Origin of the sequence: Aeromonas dhakensis, from assembly GCF_002285935.1 — a bacterium.
In the GTDB taxonomy this organism is placed as follows: domain Bacteria; phylum Pseudomonadota; class Gammaproteobacteria; order Enterobacterales; family Aeromonadaceae; genus Aeromonas; species Aeromonas dhakensis.
In genome coordinates this window covers 1,937,915-1,958,492 of record NZ_CP023141.1, presented here as the reverse complement: position 1 = coordinate 1,958,492, position 20,578 = coordinate 1,937,915, and the positions used below count along the sequence as shown (strand labels likewise).

The window sequence follows — 20,578 nt, the reverse complement described above, 5'->3', positions numbered from 1 at the left end:
CCACCGGTTTTTTTGTGCCTGCCGAAAAGTTGCCACTGCAAAGTGACCTATCAAACAAGGCTCAATAAGGAATTCGTAATGCGTATCGAAGAAGACTTGAAGCTCGGTTTCAAGGATGTCCTGTTCCGCCCCAAGCGCTCCACTCTCAAGAGCCGTTCCCAAGTCAGCCTGACCCGCCAGTTCACCTTCAAGCACACCCAGACCCAATGGCAGGGCGTGCCAGTCATCGCCGCCAACATGGATACCGTCGGCAGCTTCGCCATGGCGCGTACCCTGGCCGGCTTCGAGATGATGACCGCAGTACACAAGCACTACAGCCTTGCGCAGTGGCAAACCTTCGTGAGCGAAACCGACCCGGCGCTGCTGGGCCATGTGATGGTCTCCACCGGCACCTCCGAGGATGACTTCAACAAGACCCGCCAGATCCTGGCCATGTCCAGCGCGCTGCGCTTCATCTGCGTCGACGTGGCCAACGGCTACTCCCAGCACTTCGTCAAATTCGTGCGCAAGATCCGCGAGGCCTGCCCCAACCACGTCATCCTGGCGGGCAACGTGGTGACCGGCGAGATGGTGGAGGAGCTGATCCTCTCCGGCGCCGACATCGTCAAGGTGGGCATAGGCCCGGGTTCGGTCTGTACCACCCGGGTCAAGACCGGCGTCGGCTACCCGCAGCTCTCCGCCATCATCGAGTGTGCCGATGCGGCCCACGGCCTGGGCGGCCAGATCGTCGGTGACGGCGGCTGCACCTGCCCGGGGGATGTGGCGAAAGCCTTTGGCGGCGGCGCCGACTTCGTGATGCTGGGCGGCATGCTGGCAGCCCACGAGGAGTGCGGTGGCGAGATCGTCGATGTAGATGGCGAACCCTTCATGAAGTTCTACGGCATGAGCTCATCGAGCGCCATGGACAAGCACGCCGGCGGCGTCGCCGAATACCGCGCCTCCGAGGGCAAGACGGTGCTGCTGCCCTACCGCGGCCCGGTGGAGAACACGGTGCGCGACATCCTGGGCGGGGTGCGTTCCACCTGCACGTATGTGGGTGCCAGCCAGCTGAAGGAACTGACCAAGCGCACCACCTTTATCCGGGTGCGCGAGCAAGAGAACAACGTCTACGGCAAGGAGTAACCTGCCGCAGCCACCGTCACGCGCTGACGGTTAGAAGCCAGCCAACCGGTGTGCTACCCTGCGCACCGGTTTTTTGCATCTGGAACCCCACGACATGACAAGCCCCCTCCCCCCGTTTGACTGGGACATCTTCTGCTGCGTAGTGGACAACTTCGGTGACATCGGTGTCACCTGGCGGCTGGCCCGCCAGTTGAAACAGGAAGGAGCGCTGCCGGCGCAGGAGAGTGAGGTTCAGGTGCGGCTCTGGGTGGACGATCTGGCGAGCTTCGCCCGCATCTGCCCTGGGCTCGACCCGGCGCAGGAGAGCCAGTGGGTCGACGGCATCCATATCCAGCACTGGCACGAGACCCTGCCGGCGGACACCATCCCGGCCCGGGTGGTGATCGAGGCGTTCGCCTGTGAACTGCCCGCCCCCTTCGTCGCGCAGATGGTGAGCCAGCCAAGCCCCCCCTGCTGGCTCAACCTCGAATACCTCTCGGCCGAGAGCTGGGTCGAGGATTGCCACGGCCTCGCCTCACCCCAGCGTCTCGAGAGCCAGAGTCTCGGCAGCCTGAGTCTCAACAAATACTTCTTCTTCCCGGGCTTCACCGCCAGAACCGGCGGCCTCTTGTGCGAGCGCGGTCTCATCGTCGAGCGCGAGCGCTGGCAACAGGATGAAGCGGGACTGAACGCCTACTGGGCGAGCCTGGGCCTGCCCCCCAAACAGGAGCACGAGCTGCGGATCAGCCTCTTTACCTACGAGAGCGCCGCCCTGACCAGCCTGGTCGAGTGCTGGTGCCAGAGCGCCACGCCCGTCACCCTGCTGCTGCCGCTCGGGCGCTCCCTCAACGACGTGCTCACCGGCGCCGGGCTGGCAGACGCCATCCCCACGGCCCGGGCGGGGGATCTGCTGCACTCGGGCAACCTCGCCATCAAGCTGCTGCCGATGACCGATCAAGCCGGCTACGATCGGCTGCTGTGGAGCTGCGATCTCAACCTGGTGCGCGGCGAAGACTCCTTCGTGCGGGCCCAGTGGGCTGCCCGCCCCTTCCTCTGGCATATCTACCCGCAGGAAGAGCAGGCGCACATGGTCAAGCTGAACGGCTTTCTCGACCACTATCTGGCGCAGCTGCCCACCGCCACCGGCCAGTGGCTGCGCGGTTTCAGCCACGCCCTCAATCAGGGGGAAAACACCCGTGAATGGTGGGCCCAATGGCCGGATCACGCCGCGATATGGCAGCAACATGGGCGACACTGGTCACATAAGCTGCTCCAGGACGGGGATCTCGTCACGAGGTTGGTGAAATTTTTAGAAAGCCGTATATAATCTGGCAGTTTTTATCCGTCCGTTTCACGAACAGGAATTTTTTACATGAAAACCGCACAGGAAATCCGCGCTGGTAACGTAGTCATGATCGGCACCGAGCCGATGGTGGTCCAGAAGGCTGAATTCAACAAATCCGGCCGTAACTCCGCCGTGGTCAAAATGAAGCTGAAAGGCCTGCTGAACGGCAGCGCCACCGAGACCGTCTTCAAGGCCGACGACAAGCTGGACGTTGTTCAGCTGGAACGTAAAGAGTGCACCTACTCCTACTACTCCGACCCGCTGTACGTATTCATGGATACCGAATACAACCAGTACGACGTCGAGAAAGACAACCTGGGTGACGCGCTGAACTACCTGGTAGACGGCATGGAAGATCTGTGTGAAGTGACTTTCTACAACGAGAAAGCCATCTCCGTAGAGCTGCCGACCACCATCGTGCGCGAAGTTGAGTACACCGAGCCGGCTGCCCGTGGCGACACCTCCGGTAAAGTGACCAAGCCTGCCCGTCTGAAGGGCACCACCTACGAGCTGGCCGTTGCCGCCTTCGTAGAGATCGGTGACAAGATCGAAATCGATACCCGCACCGGTGAGTTCAAGCGTCGCGTCAACTAAGTTGACCCCTTGGATCAGTGGTAAAAAAGCGAGCCGTCGGCTCGCTTTTTTTTATGGGCGCATCGGCCCCCTGGCTGTATTCGCGGCGCAAACATGGCTAAATGGGGCATGCTGGTTTGTGCCATCCCCCGGAGCGCCCCATGACATCCCTGCACAAAGCGCTGTTGTTGCTGTTGACCCTGCTACTGCTGCTCCTCTCCGGCTGGCAACCCTATGACAGGGCGACCTGGCTGATGGAGGTCGCGCCCGTGCTCATCGCCATGCCGCTGCTTGTCCTGACGCACCGCTCTTTTCCCCTCACCAGCCTGCTCTATCTGTGCATCACCCTGCACGCCATGGTGCTGATGCTGGGCGGTGCCTACACCTATGCCCGCGTCCCGCTCGGGTTCGAACTGCAGCAGTGGCTCGAGCTCGGTCGCAACCCCTATGACAAGATTGGCCACTTCTTCCAGGGCTTCGTGCCCGCCCTGGTGTGCCGGGAAATCCTGCTGCGCGGAGGCTATGTGCAGGGCCGGCGCATGCTGGCGTTTCTGGTGGTCTGCGTGGTGCTCGCCATCAGCGCCACCTACGAGTTCATCGAGTGGGGAGCCGCCCTTGCGCTTGGCCAGGGGGCGGATGAGTTTCTCGGCACCCAGGGCGATCCCTGGGATACCCAGTCCGACATGTTCTTCGCCCTGATTGGCGCCGTCACTGCCCTGCTGCTGCTCTCCCCCCTGCACGACCGCCAGCTGGCCGGGCTCGCCAGCACCGACCGGCCGTCACCCTAGCGCTGCCACTTACCCCTTCAGAAAACCGGCCTGGTGCCGCTAACCCGAATAACCGGGGGAGCGCACTATGACCAGACTGTTCTTATCACTGCTGTTACTGACCCTGCTGGCAGGCAACCCCTTGCAGGCCAGCGAGGGCACACCGCTCACGCCCCTCGACTACTGGCAGAACAGCGACTGGCAGGGGCTGCCCAACAGCACCCAGATCGACAAGCAGACGGTGCTGTTTGCCAAGCACGACAGCGACAGCTACGTGGGGCTCGCCATCCTCTTGCCCGACTGGCAGCGCAGCGGCCAGCTGTGGCAGCTGACCCGGGCCCTCGGCCGGCTCGGCTTCGACACCCTGCTGCTGCTCCCCTCACCGCAGCAGACCGAATTTGACCCCGCCGCCGAGAAGAAACAGCAGGCCATCGACGACTTTCGCAAGCAGTTCGCCACCCGCATCAGCAAGCTGGGGGACGCCAAGCTGCAGGAGGGGGGCTTCAAGCTGATACTGGCGCAAGGCACCGGCGCCGCCTGGGCCACCAACCTCATCGCCAGCGAACAGCTGCCCGCCCCCGATGCGCTGGTGCTGCTCGACGGCTTCTTCCCCGACCAGCAGAGCAACCAGATCTTCGCCAAGGAGATCGCCCAGGCCACCATGCCGACCCTCGACCTCTATCAGGAGGATGGTGGACGCTGGCCGTTGCTGGCCGCCGAGGCACGTAGAAGCGAGAGCCGCCGCAGCCACAAGCTCAACTACCGCCCCTACGCCCTGCTGGAGCTGGATGAAACGCCGACCCGGATCCAAGGCTGGCTCACCCACCTCGGCTGGCTCTGACGCCAAAAATGCAGCCTGTCTCACATCCGGCGCGATTGCCAAGGCATTGATGCGCAGCAAACTGGCCCTCGGCCGCCGATGTTTGGCATCATGAACGCCTCAACGGCAGGAGGCTTCATGCAGCAAATTGTGTTTCTCGACAGCGATACCCTGGATACCGGCATCACCCTGCGCCACCCCGACTTTCCCCATCACTGGCAGAGCTACCCGAGCACGGCCCCCGAACAGGTAGTGGCGCGGCTCAAAGACGCCAGCATCGCCATCATCAACAAGGTGCGCATCGGCGCAGCCGAGCTGGCCCAGCTGCCGGAGCTCAGACTCATCGCGCTGGCCGCCACCGGCAGCGACAACGTGGATCTGGAGGCGTGCCGCGCCGCCAACGTCGGCGTCTGCAACATCCGCAACTACTCGGGCCCCTCGGTGCCGGAGCACGCCATGGCGCTGATGCTGGCCCTGGCGCGCAACCTCTTCTGCTGGCGCCAGTCGCTGCTGGAGGGGCGCTGGCAGCAAAGCGGCCAGTTCTGCTTCTTCGATCACCACATCACGGATCTGCACGGCAAGCGGCTCGGCATCATCGGCAAGGGGACGCTCGGCCAGGCCCTCGGCGAGCGGGCCAGGGGGATCGGCATGGAGGTGCGTTACGCCCAGAGCCAGGTCGGCGCCAGCCACGACGAGGATCGACTGCCGCTGGACGAGCTGCTGCAAAGCGCGGACGTCATCAGCCTGCACTGCCCGCTCACCCCCTATACCCGCAACCTCATCGGCGAGCGGGAGCTGGGGCTGATGAAGCCGGGAGCCCTGCTGATCAACGTCGGCCGCGGCGGTCTGGTGGACGAGGAGGCCCTGCTGCGAGCGTTGGCCAACGGTCGCCTCGGCGGCGCCGGTTTCGACGTGGCGAGCGTCGAGCCGCCGCCCCCCGACCACCCCTTGATGAAGGCGCTGCAGTACCCCCACTTCATCCTCACCCCTCACGTGGCCTGGGCCAGCGAGGAGTCGATGCAGCGCCTTGCCGATCAGCTCATCGACAACATCAACGCCTTCGCCGAGGGGCGCCGCCAGCACCGGCTGGTGTGACCTCTCTGGTGACCAAAACGAGAGAGGGGCCCGTCGGCCCCTCTCTCAATTGCTGGCTGCGATCAATCATCGTCGTGCCATCTGTGTTTCTTGTGCTTCTTGTGTTTCTTGTAGTGCCTGTGGTCATCGTCGTAGTAGCGATCGTTGCTCTTGTGGCCATCCCCGGTCTTGGCCCCGATGGCAGAGCCGCTGGCCCCGCCGACGCCGGCCCCGATCAGTTGACCCGTGCTGCCACCCACGCTCTTGCCGATGGCGGCCCCGCCCAGTGCCCCGACGGCCCCGCCGAGGGCAGCTTCATTCTTGTTGCCCTTGTTGGCCGTGGCCGCGCCACCGGCCGCTCCGCCCAGTGCAGCACCCACCAAGGCGCCGGTGTCACCGCCCAGCTCCTTGCCGATCATAGTGCCGGCCACGCCGCCCGCACCGCCGCCCAGGATGGTGTTGAGGGTCTCCGACGCCTGCGCCGCACCGCTGGCCAGCAGCAGTGAGCCCAACAGGGCCAGGGCGCGCATGCCGTGCTTGTTCATCTCCATGGGGTACTCCTGTCAAACCTGATTAATTTCCCCGAACTATACGATTCCCGGCAAAGGGCGCCACTGTCGCAGCAGAGCGACACCCGGCCAGGCACGACCTGCCGCGCTGACCAAATCAGGATTAACCTTTTGAATTTGCTTACTAAAAAACAGATGTTGTGAAATAGCAGCAGAGGCAGTCGCCAACCCCCCGGGCAGAGCGCCCTCGCTCACCCATGATCGATATGACAGGATCTGTCAGCATCTCCGTCAGGCCGGGGCCACTGCGTCAGCGACCAGCCGTCGCGCCCCAGCCGTTTGCTCCGGTAGAGGCACTCGTCGGCCCGCTCGAACAGCAGGGCCCCGTCCTCCGGGCAGTGGGCGCCGCCCACGCTCAGGGTCACCGCCTCGTGAAACTCGCGCCAGCGCTGGTTGCGCACCCTGGTCAGCAACCGGGTCAGCCCCGCCTCCAGCTCGCTGCGCGGCCAGGGCAGCAGGGCGGCAAATTCGTCCCCCCCGATCCGGAAGACACCGCCGCTGCCAAGCTCGCTCACCAGCAGCTCGGACACCCGGCAGAGCACGCCATCCCCCACCGCATGCCCCCAGCTGTCGTTGATGCGCTTGAAGTGATCCACGTCGAACAGCAGCAGCCAGTGGGGTGTCGCGCGCTCTTCCAGCTCGGCGCGACGCTGGGTGAAGGCCCGCCGGTTCATGATGCCGGTGAGGGGATCGTGCAGCAGCGCATCCTGCCCCTGCAGAAAACTCGCCCGCACCTGATCTATCTCGCTGAGGCTGTCGTGTACGAACCAGGTCTTCAGCCGGCCGGGTCTCCTGGCCTGGGTCGGATCCCGCACTATGCCGGTCAGCGAGCCCGCCACCAGCGCCTGCTCCTGATTGAACACCCGCACCAGAAAGTTGATGCTGCAAAACCAGATGGCAAACAGCAGGAGCAGCGGCAGCGCCACCATCAGCAGGGCTTCTTCAAGGTCGTCATGAAACAGCCTTGGCGGCAGATAGATGTTGAGATCCCAGTCGATATCCTCCAGCTCACGGCGCAGATGGCTGCCGTGCCAGATCACCGCCAGCCCCTTGTCCGCACCGCCCGGCTCGGCCGCTGACGGCTGATAGAGCCCCATGTTGCTGCCCACCACCAGCTTTCCGTCCTCCCGCGCACTGATGTAGATGGCCGCCCGGTTGCTGCCCATGGCCCGCTGCAACGCCTGTTCGATGGTGTTGAAGGACATGTCGACCATCAGCAGGCCGAGCAGTTGATCGTCCAGCCCCTTTACCCGCTTGATGAGGGTCAGGATCGGCTTTTGGGTGTCGAACGCCGGATAGGGGCCGAGCCAGACGAGATCCGCCCCCGGCATCGACAACGCCCGATACCAGGGCCGGCTGGCGGCACGATACTCGACCGGCTGCTGCCAGGCAGGGTAGCTGCTGAGGCGATCCGTCTGCGGGTGATAGAAGTAGATGTAGTGGCTGTCGCGCTTGATCTGGTGGGCAATGGCCCAGAGCGGGTTGTCGGCCGGCTCGCCGCGGGCGATGGCGGCCTTGTCCAGCGACGCCTCCAGCACGGCGATCTGACGCTGGTTGGCCAGCACCAGCTCGTGGATCAGGGCTGCTTCGAGGGAGGAGAGCATGTGACCGTAGCCGGTCACCGTCTTGTCGATGCTGCGCAGATAGCTGGCCATCGCCAGGGTGAGGGTGACCACCAGCACCAGGCCCCCCAGCAAGAGGGTAAACGAGGTCAACAGATAATAACGCCGACTAACCAACCACTGGATCATCAACACCCCGCAACAAAAACTGGAATGCGAGAATTTTATGGTGCTCAAACGGAATTATTCATTGATTGATATCAGCCGGATTTCGGCTAACTGACAAAAAACACATAAACGTGACGCCGCTCTCCCGCGTCACGAAGAGGCATATCAACAAAAAGTAAAAACAGTGACCACTGTGCGTTGACGGCTAATCCGCAAGAGGGTGTTATAGTCTACAACTCGAGCAATCGGAGCCGGATGGCCTTGCCAAGGATCACCGAAGACGATTCCCCGTCAAACAAAGGAGATGTTATGAGCAGTCCGTTTATCGAACAGATCAAAGTACGTCGTACCATCTATGCCCTGGGTGACCAGGTTTCCCATACGCCGGAGCAGCTGACCGCCCTCATCCAGGACGCCATCAAGCACAGTCCCTCCTCGTTCAACTCCCAGAGCTCCCGCGCCGTCATCCTGTTTGGTGCCCAGCATCACAAGCTGTGGGATATCGTCAAGGCAGAGCTGAAGAAGATAGTGCCGCCGGAAGCCTACGCCCAGAGCGAAGCCAAGGTGAATGGCAGCTTCCGCGCAGGTGTCGGCACAGTGCTGTTTTTCGAAGACACCGACGTCATCAAGGATCTGCAGCAAAAATTCGCCCTCTACGCCGACAACTTCCCCATCTGGTCGGAACATGCTACCGGCATCGCCCAGTTTGCGGTCTGGACCACTCTGGCCCAGGAGAAGATCGGCGCCTCCCTGCAGCACTACAACCCGCTCATCGACGAGGCGGTGCGCAAGGAGTGGAACCTGCCCGCCAGCTGGCTGCTGCGCGCCCAGATGCCCTTTGGCAGCATCCAGCAACCGGCCGGTGACAAGACCTTCATGGACGACGCCGTGCGTTTTCGCGTGTTCAAGTAATAGTCACATCGCCACTCAGGCCCCCGCTCGCGGGGGCTTTTTGTTGTCAGGTGAGCAGCGTCAGCTGCAGACCCTCAGCCTCCACCACCACACTCACCTGGCGCCAGTCCTGGATCAGGGCGCTGATGCCGGGACTGAGCCGCTGCCTGCCCCCCACCTGTACCACCCGGCAACCCGCCCGCAGGGCGCTGCTGATGCCGGCGGGCGCATCTTCAAACACCAGGCAATCGGCGGCAGCCAGCCCCAGACGCTCGGCCGCCAGCAGATAGGGGTCGGGATCCGGCTTGCCGTACTCCACATCCTCGGCCCCCACCAGCAGGGCGGGCAGCGGCAGACCGGCGCTGCGCAGCCTATGCCTGGCCACCCGCTGACTGGCGGAGGTCACCAGCGCCCAACGCTCGACGGGCAGACTTGCCAGCAGGGTCCGGGCGCCGGCGAGGGCCTCGGCCTGGCCGGTGTGATGGATCTCGAGATCGTCGAGCAGGGCCACCTCCTGCGCCAGGTCGAGCTGCGGAGCTAGGGTGCGGATCACCTCCCGCGAGCGCACCCCGTGGCACATGGCCAGCACGGGCTCGGGATCCAGCCGGTGGCGGCGACACCAGAGCCGCCACACCGTCTCCACCTCGCCGGTGGAGTGCACCAGGGTGCCATCCATGTCCAGCAGCAGGGCGCGGGCCCGCAGCGTGAGTATGCTCATGAAACGGCTCCGGCCACGGCGGGTTCGGCCCCGGCCAGGATCTCGCCGAAGGCCCGCCGCTGGGCTGCCTGCTCATAACAGGCCAGCGCCTGCTCGGCATTGCTCGCCCAGACTTGCAGCGGACCCACCGCAAAGCCCTGCTGCAACAGGCTGGTCAGCAGCTCCCCCGTCTCCGGTGCAGCCAGCGGCTGGGCCAGCACCAGACCTCCCTTGATCAAAAACAGATAGCGTTCGGCAGGCATGAATGACTCCTTGTTAGCAAGCTGACGGGGCCGACAGGGCCCGCTTCAGGTCTATTAGAACAAGGCAGTTAGATAATTTATAATCACAAAATGGCCACTTTCGATAACCAAACAGAATGAAATTCGATTTGAGACAGCTGCAGGCCTTCGTGACCCTGGCGGAGACCGCCAACTACCGGGAGGCCGCCAACCGCCTGTTCATCACCCAGCCGGCGCTCACCAAGCAGATCCAGGGGCTGGAGCAGACCCTCGGCAGCACCCTGTTCAACCGGGGGCGCCACGGCGCCGAGCTGACCGCCATCGGCACCCAGCTGCTCACCCAGGCCAGGGCGCTGGTCGAGCATGGCAAGGGCTTTGAGCGCCACGCCCTGGCGCTGGCCAGCGGCATTGCCGGACGACTCAAGATTGGTTTCGGACTGTCGAGCTTTGCGCTGGCGCCGGCGCTGGTGGCCCGCTTCAAACAGCAGGCCCCCGATGTGATGGTGCATCTGCAGGACATGACCTCCGCCATCCAGCAGGAGCGGCTGCTGTCGGGTCAGCTGCAGCTCGGCTTCATGCGCCGGCCCCAGGCCCCGCAGCTTAGGGAGCACAGGTTGCTGACCGACCGGCTGGTGCTGGCGGTGCCGACCCAGATGACGCAGCCGGATCCGGCCGCCTTCGACATCGAGCAAGCCTTGGCCAGCCAGCCATTGCTGCAGATGGTGGGACACCGCTGCCCCGGCCTCAGCCAGCAGATCGCCAGCTTCCTCGGCGCCAACCGGCTGACCGGCATGGTGCAGGAGGCAGAAGATATCCAGACCCTGGTGGCGCTGGTGGCCGCCGGCATCGGCAACGCCATCCTGCCGCGCAGCGTCAGCTTCATCGCGGGCCGGGACGTCACCCTCTATCCCCTCTCCGGCCCCTGCTCCGAGTGGGAGATAAGCCTGGTGTGGAACCCCGACTTTGCCGACCCGATCCGCGACCGTTTCTTGCAACTGGTCGTCGACGCCCATCCCGAACCGCAGCCGGCCGGGCAACAGCGTTAACAGCAAGCAGAGTCGTTCATAGAGAGCAGGGTCACAGACAGGATAAAACGAGGAATATCAGGGGGATGGCAGGGCACTGCAGCTGACGCTGTGGCAGCGATTCTTGCCCCCCTGCTTGGCCAGATAGAGCGCCATGTCGGCGGCGCTCAGCAGCTCCTCCTCCGAGGCGCGGGCCTGCTGCGGCAGCAGGGTGGCGATGCCGACGCTGGCGCTGAGCCTAAGGGTGTCCGCCCCCTGGATCAGCAGCTCGCCGATGCCGAGGCGAATGGCCTCCCCCATGCGGGCGGCGGCCTCGGCCCCGGTGTTGCCGAGGATCAGGGCAAATTCGTCGCCGCCGAAACGGCTCGGCAGATCGGTGGCTCGCTGGCAAAAGGTGCTCAGCAACCGGCCCACCTGCTGCAAGAAGTCATCCCCCACCTGATGGCCGAAATGGTCGTTGCACAGCTTGAAGTTGTCCAGATCCAGCATGATGAAGGAGAGCGGGGTCTGTTCGCGCATGCTGCGCCGCCACTCGTTGTGCAAAAAGCTGTTGAACAGTCGTCGGTTGGCCAGCCCGGTCAGCGGATCGTGCAGGGAGAGGTAGGCCATATCCAGCTCCTGCAGCTTGCGCTCGGTGACGTTGATGTGGCTGATGGTGTAGAACTCGACCTCGATACCCGGGATGGCGGAGACCCGCATCATGAACCAGCGCTGGGTGTCCGGGCTGTGACAGGGGTACTCCAGATGAAAGTGCTGCTGTTCATGGCGCAGCACCCGCCGGATCCCCTCCGCCGCCATCAGGGCCAGCGGCTCCACCGAGTTGTCGCACACCCGCAAGTAGTTGACCCCCAGCCAGTCATAGCCTGCCGGCATGCCGTTCTGCTCGGCAAAGCGATTCCAGGCGAGGTTGGTGTAGTGGATGACGCCGTCCCGGTCGATCACCGAGATCTGCTCCTCCAGCGAATTGAGCAGCGCGGCCAGGTATTGCGCCCGATCGGAGAAGTGAAACAGTGAGCCCTGAAAATAGTCCGCCATGACCGCACTCCTCACCCAAAAACGACGTCCCCGGCATGGCCGCGACAACCGGAGCCATCCCGGCCCGTCCGCGTGTTGCCAATGACCGGGGCCACACCTGCCATGACCCGACCAGCAAGATAATGATAGATGATCAACGACTTGAGTCAGCCCCCGGGTCCGCTAGTGGCCACACCACTGCCGCTCGCAGGGGATGCCGTCGCCCTCGCCGTCCATCCTGGTATTGGGGCAGTTTCGCAAAAACCAGGTCGCCTCCTCGCAGGAGGTCATCTGGGAGCAGTACTGCCGACCGTCGCACTGGTGGACGAAGGTGGCGGCCTGCTGCGGGCGGTCCGAACTGTCGGCCTCTGCCTGGCTGAACGCGGAAGTGGAGGTAGGTGAGACCGACTCGACCGAAAAACGGGAGTAGAGGGAGAAGATCCCGACCAGCACCAGCAGCGGGATGAGCTTGCCGCGCCAGTGGCTGCGGCGCCGGTTGGCGGGGCGAGGACCCGTGTGCTGCGGGGTAGGCCCGCGGCCCGCCGGGATGCGATTGCCCTCCGACATGCGGCGACCCGCCGGCGTGGGTCGACTCTCATTGCCGTCTGCCAGCGACAGGGGACGCTCGGGGAAAAACACCTGCTCGGCCCTGGGCTTGCCATCCTGGCCGGCTCCCACCAGGTAGGAGACCCGCTCCCCCGCCATGGGCGGCAGGCCGTCGCACCTCAGTGCCGAGATGTGCACGAACAGTTCGGCCCCTTTCGGGGTACCCTCGCCCTGCTCGGGCGCGATAAAACCAAAGCCGCGCGCCTCGTTCCAGCGCACGATCCGTCCCTGATAACGCATGTCCCCATCCTTGTGGCCATCGATGCTCGCTTCATGTTGCCCAAAATGGCTGCGGCCCGACAGGGGGCCGCAGACAAAATGTCAAAACAGTGAGCAAGCTCCGCCTGCCGCCGGGCTCAGGCCAGCTGGGCCACCTTGATGATCTCGGCGATGCGGCCGAGCAGGCGCAGCGAGGCATGGTGCTCGTTGGCATCCGCCGCTGCGCAGGCATCTTCCAGGATGGTGATGGCGTAATCCCGATCGTGACCCTCCCGCGTCGCCGCCTGAATGGCCCAGCCGGTGCTCACCCCGCACAGATAGAGGTGCTCGATGCGATTGGCCCGCAGCGCCGGCTCCAGCGCCGTGCCGTAGAAGGGGCTGACCCTGGGCTTGGTCAGCACCAGATCGCCGGGTTGCACGTCCAGGTCAGGGTGAAAGTCGGTGCCGGAGTCGGCCAGCGACAGTGCCCCGAACTGGTGGGCCCGACCAAACATGGGGGAGCCCTTGGGCTGCAGCAGATAGTGCGGGTCAAAGCCCACCTTGATCTGCACCACCAGCCAGCCGTGGGCGCGGGCATGGGCCAGCGCCTGGTTGGCGTGCGCGATGGCGTCCTGCTCCAGCACATGGGCCGCCGAGGCGGCGATGCGCCCGTCCGGGTGGGCGATGTCGTTGATGAAATCGATCACCAGCAATGCCTTGTTCATGGGCTCTCCTCCCTCATGATGGCGCCACGCGCCTTAAACCAGCCCCAGCGCATAGCGTAGCGCCATCTCCTTGAGCGGGCCCGCCTTGTCCGCCAGATTGAGAGCCAGGTTGCGGGCCAGCTTGAGCGGGCCTATCTCGTTGCTGAACACGCCGTAGAAGAGATCCATCCCCGACTGCATCAGCAGGTTGTCCGGGCGGCGCCGCCGTTCATAGCGGGTCGCCAGTTCGGGCTTGTGCCACTCGGCACCGGCACTGTGCAACAGATCCGCCCAGCAGGCCACATCCTTGAAGCCGAGATTGACCCCCTGCCCCGCCAGCGGGTTGATGGTGTGGGCGGCATCGCCCAGCAGCACCACCCGGCCGGCGTGGTAGTCGTTGGCGTGGCGGCGCACCAGCGGGAAGCTCCCCTTGCCGGTCACGGAAAAACCACCGAGGCGAGCCGGGAAGTGGCGGCGCACCTCGGCGGCCAGCCCCTCGTTGCTCATGGCCGCCAGCGCCCGGATCCGGGCCGGACTGTCATACCAGACCAGGGAACCGTGCCGGCCCGGCAACGGCAGGAAGGCGCGCGGGCCGCTCGGGGTAAACTGCTGCCAGGTGATGTCTTCCTGCTCGAAGTCGGTGTCGATGTTGATCAGCATGCAGTGCTGGCGGTATTCAAAACGCGACACCCCGATGCCGGCCAGCTGGCGGGTTCGGGATTCGGCGCCATCGCAGGCCAGCACCCAACGGGCGGCCAGCTCGCTGCCATCATCCAGGGTCAGCACCGCCTCGTCCGCGCCCTGGCGCAGGCTGGTCACCGCCGCCGGGGTATGGGTCTGGATGTTGGGGAAGTCTTCCATGCGCCTGAGCAGCGCCAGCTGCACCAGCCGGTTCTCGATGATGTAGCCGAGCTGGGGCAGGCCGAGGTCGGCGGCGTTGAAGCGGGTGGCGAAGCCGTCCAGCTCCCAGGTCTCCAGCCGGCGATAGGGGCACAGCCGCATCTGTTGCAGGTGCTGCCAGGCACCGGTCTGCTCCAGCAGGGCCACCGAGGCCTGACTGATGGCGGAGACCCGCAGATCCAGCGGCTGCTCGGGGGCGTACTGCTCCGGCAACCGGGTCTCGATGACCCGGATGGAGAGGCCCTGCGCCGCCAGCAGACAGGCGGTGGCGGCGCCGACCATGCCGGCCCCGACGATGGCGATATCACACTGTTCCATAACTTGATTCCTGCAAGGGGTGGGCCCGGGCAAGGGGAGAGCGCAGCCGGACCGAATGGTCACATGATAACGCAAGGGGCGCCGAGAAACAGTGAAGGCCGTGGAGAATTAGTGCGCCAAATCAAGGAGAAAGCCGATGCCTCTCGGGGCGGCTACGGCTGCGTTCCGGCCATGGCGGGCTGGATATTTGCTAGGCAGTCTCCGGATTGCGGAGTAAAATGCCCGGTCCTTTGACCATGCCGCATTCAAAACAAGTCAAGAGAAGCAATGAGCAAGAAACTTCACATTAAAACCTGGGGCTGCCAGATGAACGAGTACGACTCGTCCAAGATGGCCGACCTGTTGGATGCCAGCAATGGCTACACGCTGACCGAAGAGCCCGAAGAGGCAGACGTCTTGCTGCTCAACACCTGCTCCATCCGCGAAAAGGCGCAGGAGAAGGTGTTCCACCAGCTGGGACGCTGGAAAAAACTGAAAGCGAACAAGCCCGGTCTGGTGATCGGCGTGGGCGGCTGTGTCGCCTCCCAGGAGGGAGACAACATTCGCACCCGCGCCCCCTATGTGGACATCGTGTTCGGTCCGCAGACCCTGCATCGCCTGCCCACCATGATCAAGCAGGTACAGGAGGGGCGTGGCGCCCAGGTGGACGTCGCCTTCCCCGAAATCGAGAAGTTCGACAGCCTGCCCGAGCCGCGCGCCGAAGGGGCGACCGCCTTCGTCTCCATCATGGAAGGCTGCTCCAAATACTGCTCCTTCTGCGTGGTGCCCTACACCCGCGGCGAGGAGGTGAGCCGTCCGCTCGACGACGTGCTCTATGAGATCGCCCAGCTCGCCCAGCAGGGCGTGCGCGAAGTGAACCTGCTCGGCCAGAACGTCAACGCCTACCGGGGCCCGACCTTCGACGGCGGCATCTGCACCTTCGCCGAGCTGCTGCGACTGGTGGCCGCCATCGACGGCATCGACCGCATTCGCTACACCACCAGCCACCCCATCGAGTTCACCGACGACATCATCGAAGTCTACAAGGACACTCCGGAAGTGGTCAGCTTCCTGCACCTGCCGGTGCAGAGCGGCTCCGACCGCATCCTGACCATGATGAAGCGCCCGCACACCGTGCTGGAGTACAAGTCCAAGATCCGCCGCCTGCGCGCCGCCCGTCCCGACATCACCATCAGTTCCGACTTCATCGTCGGCTTCCCGAACGAGACGGACGAGGATTTCGAGGCCACCATGAAACTCATCGAGGATATCAACTTCGACATGAGCTTCAGCTTCATCTACAGCCCGCGCCCCGGTACCCCGGCCGCCGACCTGCCCGATGACGTCGACATGGAGGTGAAGAAAGCCCGCCTGAGCCGCCTGCAGCACGTCATCAACAACCAGGCGATGCAGATTGGCCGCGCCATGCTGGGCTCCACCCAGCGCATCCTGGTGGAAGGGCCCTCCAAGCTCGACCCCATGCAGCTGTGCGGCCGTACCGAGAACAACCGGGTGGTCAACTTCGAAGGCCCGCACACCCTGATCGGCGGCTTTGCCGACGTGGAGATCACCGAGGTGCGCCCCAACTCCCTGCGCGGCAAATTCCTGCGCGGCGAGAACGAGATGAACCTGCGCATCGCCACCGCCCCGAGCGAAATCCTGGCCCGCCGCCCGGACAACGTACCGGACCAGCTGGGCGTGGCCGCCTTCACTCCCCACTAATCTGTTCACCCCATCCGGCCCCGGCCGGATGGGGTCGCGTCAAGACGAGGACACTTTGAGCCGACACCTCTCGACCCTGAATCTGCATCTGGAACCCGCCGACAACCAACGTCTCGCCAGTCTGTGCGGCCCGTTCGATGACAACATCAAACAGCTGGAGCGCCGCCTCGGCGTCGAGATCAGCTACCGCGACAACCACTTCCAGCTGCTGGGCAAGCAAGCCCAGGTGGACGCGGCCGCCGTCATCATCAAGCACCTCTATGTGGAAACCCAGCCGCTCAAGGGCGGCAAGGTGACCGACATCACCCCCGACATGGTCCATCTGGCCATTCAGGAGTCGCGGGTGCTGGAGCAGGATGACGAGCCGGCGCCGAGCATCCCCTACGGCAAGGAGGTGACGGTCAAGACCAAGCGTGGCCTCATCAAGCCGCGCAGCCCCAACCAGGCCCAGTACATCGCCAATATCGTGCGCCACGACATCTGCTTCGGCATCGGCCCCGCCGGCACCGGCAAGACCTATCTGGCGGTGGCGGCGGCGGTGGATGCGCTGGAGCGCCAGGAGATCCGTCGCATCCTGCTGACCCGGCCAGCGGTGGAAGCGGGCGAGAAGCTCGGCTTCCTGCCCGGCGATCTCTCCCAGAAGGTGGATCCCTACCTGCGCCCGCTCTACGACGCCCTGTTCGAGATGCTGGGCTTTGAGCGGGTGGAGAAGCTGATGGAACGCAACATCATCGAAGTGGCGCCGCTCGCCTACATGCGCGGCAGAACCTTGAATGACGCCTTCATCATCCTGGACGAGGCCCAGAACACCACTACCGAGCAGATGAAGATGTTCCTGACCCGCATCGGCTTCAACTCCAAGGCGGTGGTCACCGGCGACATCACCCAGATAGACCTGCCCCGCAACCAGAAGTCGGGCCTGCGCCACGCGCTGGAAGTGCTGCAGAATGTCGACGGCCTGTCATTCAACTTCTTCCAGTCCGCCGACGTGGTGCGCCACCCGGTGGTGGCCCGCATCGTGCAGGCCTACGAGGCGTTCGATGCCAAACAGGCGGCCGACAAAGTCGCCACCCACACCAGCAAAGAGAGTGCCCAATGAGCGTGACCCTGGATCTGCAACTGGCCAGTGCCAGCACCGACGGTCTGCCGAGCGAGGCCCAGCTGCAGGGCTGGCTCGACGGCACCATTCTCGGCTTCCAGCAGGAGGCCGAAGTGACGGTGCGCATCGTCGACGAGGCGGAGAGCAACGAGCTCAACCTCACCTATCGCGGCAAGGACAAGCCCACCAACGTGCTCTCCTTCCCGTTCGAGGCACCACCCGGTCTGGAGCTGCCGCTGCTCGGCGATCTGGTGATCTGCCGCCAGGTGGTGGAGCACGAAGCCATCGAGCAGGGCAAGCCGCTGATGGCCCACTGGGCCCATATGGTTGTGCACGGCAGTCTCCATCTGCTAGGTTATGACCATATCGAGGATGACGAGGCCGAAGAGATGGAAGCGCTCGAGCGCGACATCATGCAGGAGCTCGGTTTCGCCGATCCTTATCTGAACGACGAAGAGTAAAGAACCGGATGGCCATCGTCTTGAAACAGCCGATGCCCATCCTCATATAGCCACAACGATTTCAAGTGTGTTCATACGAGTAACCAAGAGAGAAAATGACCGACGATCACCCTAGTACCGGCTCGCCGAAGAAAACCTGGCTCGACAAACTCAGCCAACTCTTCCAGGGCGAGCCAAAAGACCGCAACGATTTGGTGGAAGTGATAGCCGACGCCGAAGAGCGCGATCTCATCGATCAGGACACCAAGGACATGATCGAGGGGGTGCTCGAAATTGCCGAGCTGCGCGTGCGCGACATCATGATCCCCCGCTCCCAGATGGTGACCATCGAGAAATCCCAGCCGGTGGACGAGATCCTGCCGGTGATCATCGAGTCGGGCCACTCCCGCTTCCCGGTGATCAACGAGGACAAGGATCACGTGGAGGGCATCTTGCTCGCCAAGGATCTGCTGCCGTTCGGGTTCGGCGGCCACCACGCCAGCGAACCGCTGCAACTGGAGAATATCCTGCGCCCCACGGTGATCGTGCCCGAGAGCAAACGGGTCGACCGGCTGCTCAAGGAGTTTCGCGAAGAGCGCTACCACATGGCCATCGTGGTGGACGAGTTCGGCGGCGTCTCCGGTCTGGTGACCATCGAGGACATCCTTGAGCTCATCGTCGGCGAGATCGACGACGAATTCGACGACATCGAAGACGAGCCGGACGAGATCCGCCGCATCAGCAAACGGGTCTTCTCGGTGAGCGCCCTCACCGAGATCGAGGATTTCAACGACTTCTTCGGCACCCAGTTCAGCGATGAAGAGGTGGATACCGTCGGCGGTCTGGTGATGCACGCCTTCAGCCACCTGCCCAAGAAGGGCGAGGAGATCGAGCTGGACGGCTACCTGTTCAAGGTGATGCATGCCGACAAGCGTCGTCTGCAGCAGCTGCAGGTGAAGATCCCCGACAACCATGTCGCGGCCCAGTCCGAGGCACAATAAGCCCTGGTTCGAATCAACAGCGCCCCGCCCGTCGAGGCGCTGTTCGTTTGGTCACATGCCCCCAGTTTCCCACCGGCTACCGGGCCCGTCATCACCCTTTTATCCCCTCGCTTCTGGCCGTCGGCCGGGAGGCTCGCCGTTGACCGCCTTTACGGGTTAAGATACCGGCCATTCAACCCATAGCAGTCCAATCCGAGCCTCATCGCCCGTGAAATTACAGCCCGCAAAATCGAAACTTCTGACCAGCCTGTTTGCCATGGCCTCTGGCGCCATCGCCGTGCTGGCCTTCTCCCCCTTCAACTACTGGCCGCTGGTGATCCCGTCCCTGCTCGGCCTCTACGCCCTGCTGGACAAGGCCACCCCCAAGCAGGCGGCCTGGCGCGGCTTTGGCTACGCCATGGGGCTGTTTTTGCCGGGGCTGTGGTGGATCCACGTCAGCATGACCATGTTCGGCGGCATCGCCCTGCCGGTCGCCTTCGTGCTGCTGGCCGGTCTGTCGGCCTATCTGGCGCTCTATCCGACCCTGGCCTGCTGGCTGTTTGCCCGTTTCTTCCGCGAACGTCACTGGAGCCGCTGGCTGTTCGCCTTCCCGGCGCTCTGGCTGATGGCCGACTGGCTGCGCGGCTGGGTGATGACCGGCTTCCCCTGGCTCTGGTTTGGCTACAGCCAGATCGACGGCCCGCTCAAGGGCTTTGCCCCCATCCTCGGCGTACAGGGCATCACCCTCGCGCTGTTGCTGACCGCCTCCGCCCTCTGGCTGCTGTGGCAGAGCCGCAAACCGGCCTGGCTGCTGGTGCCGGTGGCCCTGGTGGGCGCCGCCCAGGGGCTGATGCAGCTCAACTGGGTGACCCGCGGTGAACCGGTCAAGGTGGCGCTGGTGCAGGGCAACATCGAGCAGTCCCTCAAGTGGGATCCGGAGGCCCTGGTGCCGACGGTGCGCAAGTATCAGGATCTCAGCCGCGAGAATCAGGATGCCGACATCATCGTCTGGCCGGAATCCGCCATCCCGGCCATCGAGAAGGAGATGGGCAACTACCTGGAGAGCCTGGACAAGGCGATGAAGGTGAACGATACCGGCCTGCTGGCGGGGATCATCCACTACGATCTCGAGCAGCAGCGCTTCTTCAACACCGTGCTCGGCATGGGGGTGCAGGATGCGGAGGGCAAGGAGTCCTACTACTACCAGCACAAAAACCGCTACTACAAATATCACCTGCTGCCCATCGGCGAGTTCGTGCCGTTTGAAGATCTGCTGCGCCCCATCGCTCCCTTCTTCAACCTGCCCATGTCCTCCTTCAGCCGCGGGGACGAGGTACAGCCGAACCTGATCGCCAAGGGGCTCAAGTTTGCCGCCGCCATCTGCTACGAGATCATCTTCCCGGACGAGGTGCGCCGCAACGTGCAGCCGGACACCGACTTCCTGCTGACCGTCTCCAACGACGCCTGGTTCGGCACCAGCATCGGCCCCTGGCAGCACATGGAGATCGCCCGCATGCGCGCCCTCGAGCTGGCCCGCCCGCTGCTGCGCGACACCAACACCGGCATCACCATAGTCACCGAGATCGACGGCAGCATCATCGCCCAGATCCCGCAGTTCGAGGCCGGCGTGCTGCGCACCGAGGTGCGTCCCGCCCACGGCGAGACCCCCTATCTGCGCTTTGGCAGCTGGCCCATGTACGGTCTGGCCGCCGCCCTGCTGGCACTGGCCCTGTGGCTGCGTCCCCGCGCCCACCCCTGGGCGCGCAAGGGCTGACCCAGTCGTA

21 protein-coding genes are annotated in these 20,578 nt (G+C 64.1%); 13 read left to right on the top strand and 8 right to left on the bottom strand.

The features are described from left to right. Positions 1-78: 78 nt before the first annotated feature. The 6 genes from CK627_RS09600 (at position 79) to CK627_RS09575 (ending at position 5,701) form a co-directional block, all read left to right on the top strand. Positions 79-1,122: a GMP reductase gene (locus CK627_RS09600; protein ID WP_095592206.1), complete on the top strand. Its 1,044-nt coding sequence runs from the start codon at positions 79-81 to the stop codon at positions 1,120-1,122. Positions 1,123-1,216: 94 nt separating this feature from the next. Beyond that, on the top strand, positions 1,217-2,428 hold the full coding sequence (earP, locus tag CK627_RS09595) for an elongation factor P maturation arginine rhamnosyltransferase EarP (RefSeq protein ID WP_095592205.1): 1,212 nt from the start codon (positions 1,217-1,219) through the stop codon (positions 2,426-2,428). 45 nt (positions 2,429-2,473) lie between these two features. Beyond that, a complete protein-coding gene (gene efp / locus CK627_RS09590) occupies positions 2,474-3,040 on the top strand; it encodes an elongation factor P (RefSeq protein ID WP_005298294.1) in 567 nt (188 codons plus the stop codon). Positions 3,041-3,180: 140 nt separating this feature from the next. Next, positions 3,181-3,807, top strand: a complete 627-nt coding sequence (locus CK627_RS09585) for a DUF2238 domain-containing protein (RefSeq protein ID WP_095592204.1) — start codon at positions 3,181-3,183, stop codon at positions 3,805-3,807. Between the two features lie 67 nt (positions 3,808-3,874). After that, complete coding sequence (locus tag CK627_RS09580) at positions 3,875-4,627, top strand: DUF3530 family protein (RefSeq protein WP_019839552.1); 753 nt, start codon at positions 3,875-3,877, stop codon at positions 4,625-4,627. Positions 4,628-4,744: 117 nt separating this feature from the next. Further along, positions 4,745-5,701 (top strand): D-2-hydroxyacid dehydrogenase, encoded by a 957-nt coding sequence (locus CK627_RS09575; RefSeq protein ID WP_017780553.1) that lies wholly within the window; start codon positions 4,745-4,747, stop codon positions 5,699-5,701. Positions 5,702-5,763: 62 nt separating this feature from the next. Here the strand turns inward: CK627_RS09575 and CK627_RS09570 are convergent, their stop codons facing one another. Together CK627_RS09570 and CK627_RS09565 are read right to left on the bottom strand one after the other, a co-directional pair. Next, entirely contained in the window at positions 5,764-6,231 is a 468-nt protein-coding gene (locus CK627_RS09570; protein ID WP_005298287.1) for a YMGG-like glycine zipper-containing protein, read from the bottom strand. A 209-nt stretch (positions 6,232-6,440) separates the two neighbouring features. After that, positions 6,441-8,000 (bottom strand): diguanylate cyclase domain-containing protein, encoded by a 1,560-nt coding sequence (locus CK627_RS09565; protein ID WP_095593474.1) that lies wholly within the window; start codon positions 7,998-8,000, stop codon positions 6,441-6,443. 288 nt (positions 8,001-8,288) lie between these two features. Here CK627_RS09565 and CK627_RS09560 point away from each other — a divergent pair, with 288 nt between their 5' ends. After that, on the top strand, positions 8,289-8,891 hold the full coding sequence (locus CK627_RS09560) for a nitroreductase family protein (protein WP_017780555.1): 603 nt from the start codon (positions 8,289-8,291) through the stop codon (positions 8,889-8,891). A gap of 46 nt (positions 8,892-8,937) precedes the next feature. Here CK627_RS09560 and CK627_RS09555 read toward each other — a convergent pair whose 3' ends face one another. Both CK627_RS09555 and CK627_RS09550 read right to left on the bottom strand, forming a co-directional pair. Then, positions 8,938-9,588 carry an HAD-IA family hydrolase gene (locus CK627_RS09555; RefSeq protein ID WP_095592203.1) on the bottom strand — a complete coding sequence of 217 codons (651 nt, stop codon included), beginning with the start codon at positions 9,586-9,588 and terminating at the stop codon, positions 8,938-8,940. Continuing rightward, positions 9,585-9,830, bottom strand: a complete 246-nt coding sequence (locus CK627_RS09550; RefSeq protein ID WP_095592202.1) for a hypothetical protein — start codon at positions 9,828-9,830, stop codon at positions 9,585-9,587. Before CK627_RS09550 ends, CK627_RS09555 begins: the two co-directional genes overlap by 4 nt. Positions 9,831-9,946: 116 nt before the next feature. Here CK627_RS09550 and CK627_RS09545 point away from each other — a divergent pair, with 116 nt between their 5' ends. Further along, entirely contained in the window at positions 9,947-10,855 is a 909-nt protein-coding gene (locus tag CK627_RS09545) for a LysR family transcriptional regulator (protein ID WP_005298273.1), read from the top strand. 57 nt (positions 10,856-10,912) lie between these two features. Here the strand turns inward: CK627_RS09545 and CK627_RS09540 are convergent, their stop codons facing one another. From CK627_RS09540 to CK627_RS09525, 4 genes are all read right to left on the bottom strand, one after another. After that, positions 10,913-11,869, bottom strand: a complete 957-nt coding sequence (locus tag CK627_RS09540; RefSeq protein WP_010633159.1) for a sensor domain-containing diguanylate cyclase — start codon at positions 11,867-11,869, stop codon at positions 10,913-10,915. 162 nt (positions 11,870-12,031) lie between these two features. Next, positions 12,032-12,694 (bottom strand): excalibur calcium-binding domain-containing protein, encoded by a 663-nt coding sequence (locus tag CK627_RS09535; RefSeq protein ID WP_095592201.1) that lies wholly within the window; start codon positions 12,692-12,694, stop codon positions 12,032-12,034. 116 nt (positions 12,695-12,810) lie between these two features. Continuing rightward, entirely contained in the window at positions 12,811-13,377 is a 567-nt protein-coding gene (locus tag CK627_RS09530) for a cysteine hydrolase family protein (RefSeq protein WP_095592200.1), read from the bottom strand. 33 nt (positions 13,378-13,410) lie between these two features. Beyond that, the gene (locus CK627_RS09525; RefSeq protein WP_095592199.1) at positions 13,411-14,574 is read right to left on the bottom strand and encodes an FAD-dependent monooxygenase; all 1,164 of its coding nucleotides are present in this window, start codon (positions 14,572-14,574) and stop codon (positions 13,411-13,413) included. 267 nt (positions 14,575-14,841) lie between these two features. Between CK627_RS09525 and miaB the strand changes: the two genes are divergently transcribed. From miaB to lnt, 5 genes are all read left to right on the top strand, one after another. Continuing rightward, positions 14,842-16,275, top strand: a complete 1,434-nt coding sequence (gene miaB / locus CK627_RS09520) for a tRNA (N6-isopentenyl adenosine(37)-C2)-methylthiotransferase MiaB (protein WP_005298264.1) — start codon at positions 14,842-14,844, stop codon at positions 16,273-16,275. Between the two features lie 55 nt (positions 16,276-16,330). Next, complete coding sequence (locus CK627_RS09515; RefSeq protein WP_010633155.1) at positions 16,331-17,374, top strand: PhoH family protein; 1,044 nt, start codon at positions 16,331-16,333, stop codon at positions 17,372-17,374. Continuing rightward, positions 17,371-17,835, top strand: coding sequence for an rRNA maturation RNase YbeY (ybeY, locus tag CK627_RS09510; protein ID WP_005298260.1), 465 nt, complete (start codon positions 17,371-17,373; stop codon positions 17,833-17,835). Before CK627_RS09515 ends, ybeY begins: the two co-directional genes overlap by 4 nt. Positions 17,836-17,930: 95 nt before the next feature. Continuing rightward, entirely contained in the window at positions 17,931-18,815 is an 885-nt protein-coding gene (corC, locus tag CK627_RS09505) for a CNNM family magnesium/cobalt transport protein CorC (protein ID WP_005298259.1), read from the top strand. 256 nt (positions 18,816-19,071) lie between these two features. After that, a complete protein-coding gene (lnt, locus tag CK627_RS09500; RefSeq protein ID WP_437339685.1) occupies positions 19,072-20,568 on the top strand; it encodes an apolipoprotein N-acyltransferase in 1,497 nt (498 codons plus the stop codon). Positions 20,569-20,578 lie beyond the last annotated feature (10 nt).

Excerpts from the sequence above, each read along its gene's own strand:
- CK627_RS09600 (WP_095592206.1), top strand. The coding sequence starts at position 79 with ATGCGTATCGAAGAAGACTTGAAGCTCGGTTTCAAGGATGTCCTGTTC.
- earP (WP_095592205.1), top strand. The coding sequence starts at position 1,217 with ATGACAAGCCCCCTCCCCCCGTTTGACTGGGACATCTTCTGCTGCGTA.
- efp (WP_005298294.1), top strand. The coding sequence starts at position 2,474 with ATGAAAACCGCACAGGAAATCCGCGCTGGTAACGTAGTCATGATCGGC.
- CK627_RS09585 (WP_095592204.1), top strand. The coding sequence starts at position 3,181 with ATGACATCCCTGCACAAAGCGCTGTTGTTGCTGTTGACCCTGCTACTG.
- CK627_RS09580 (WP_019839552.1), top strand. The coding sequence starts at position 3,875 with ATGACCAGACTGTTCTTATCACTGCTGTTACTGACCCTGCTGGCAGGC.
- CK627_RS09575 (WP_017780553.1), top strand. The coding sequence starts at position 4,745 with ATGCAGCAAATTGTGTTTCTCGACAGCGATACCCTGGATACCGGCATC.
- CK627_RS09570 (WP_005298287.1), bottom strand. The coding sequence starts at position 6,231 with ATGGAGATGAACAAGCACGGCATGCGCGCCCTGGCCCTGTTGGGCTCA.
- CK627_RS09565 (WP_095593474.1), bottom strand. The coding sequence starts at position 8,000 with ATGATCCAGTGGTTGGTTAGTCGGCGTTATTATCTGTTGACCTCGTTT.
- CK627_RS09560 (WP_017780555.1), top strand. The coding sequence starts at position 8,289 with ATGAGCAGTCCGTTTATCGAACAGATCAAAGTACGTCGTACCATCTAT.
- CK627_RS09555 (WP_095592203.1), bottom strand. The coding sequence starts at position 9,588 with ATGAGCATACTCACGCTGCGGGCCCGCGCCCTGCTGCTGGACATGGAT.
- CK627_RS09550 (WP_095592202.1), bottom strand. The coding sequence starts at position 9,830 with ATGCCTGCCGAACGCTATCTGTTTTTGATCAAGGGAGGTCTGGTGCTG.
- CK627_RS09545 (WP_005298273.1), top strand. The coding sequence starts at position 9,947 with ATGAAATTCGATTTGAGACAGCTGCAGGCCTTCGTGACCCTGGCGGAG.
- CK627_RS09540 (WP_010633159.1), bottom strand. The coding sequence starts at position 11,869 with ATGGCGGACTATTTTCAGGGCTCACTGTTTCACTTCTCCGATCGGGCG.
- CK627_RS09535 (WP_095592201.1), bottom strand. The coding sequence starts at position 12,694 with ATGCGTTATCAGGGACGGATCGTGCGCTGGAACGAGGCGCGCGGCTTT.
- CK627_RS09530 (WP_095592200.1), bottom strand. The coding sequence starts at position 13,377 with ATGAACAAGGCATTGCTGGTGATCGATTTCATCAACGACATCGCCCAC.
- CK627_RS09525 (WP_095592199.1), bottom strand. The coding sequence starts at position 14,574 with ATGGAACAGTGTGATATCGCCATCGTCGGGGCCGGCATGGTCGGCGCC.
- miaB (WP_005298264.1), top strand. The coding sequence starts at position 14,842 with ATGAGCAAGAAACTTCACATTAAAACCTGGGGCTGCCAGATGAACGAG.
- ybeY (WP_005298260.1), top strand. The coding sequence starts at position 17,371 with ATGAGCGTGACCCTGGATCTGCAACTGGCCAGTGCCAGCACCGACGGT.
- corC (WP_005298259.1), top strand. The coding sequence starts at position 17,931 with ATGACCGACGATCACCCTAGTACCGGCTCGCCGAAGAAAACCTGGCTC.
- lnt (WP_437339685.1), top strand. The coding sequence starts at position 19,072 with ATGGCCTCTGGCGCCATCGCCGTGCTGGCCTTCTCCCCCTTCAACTAC.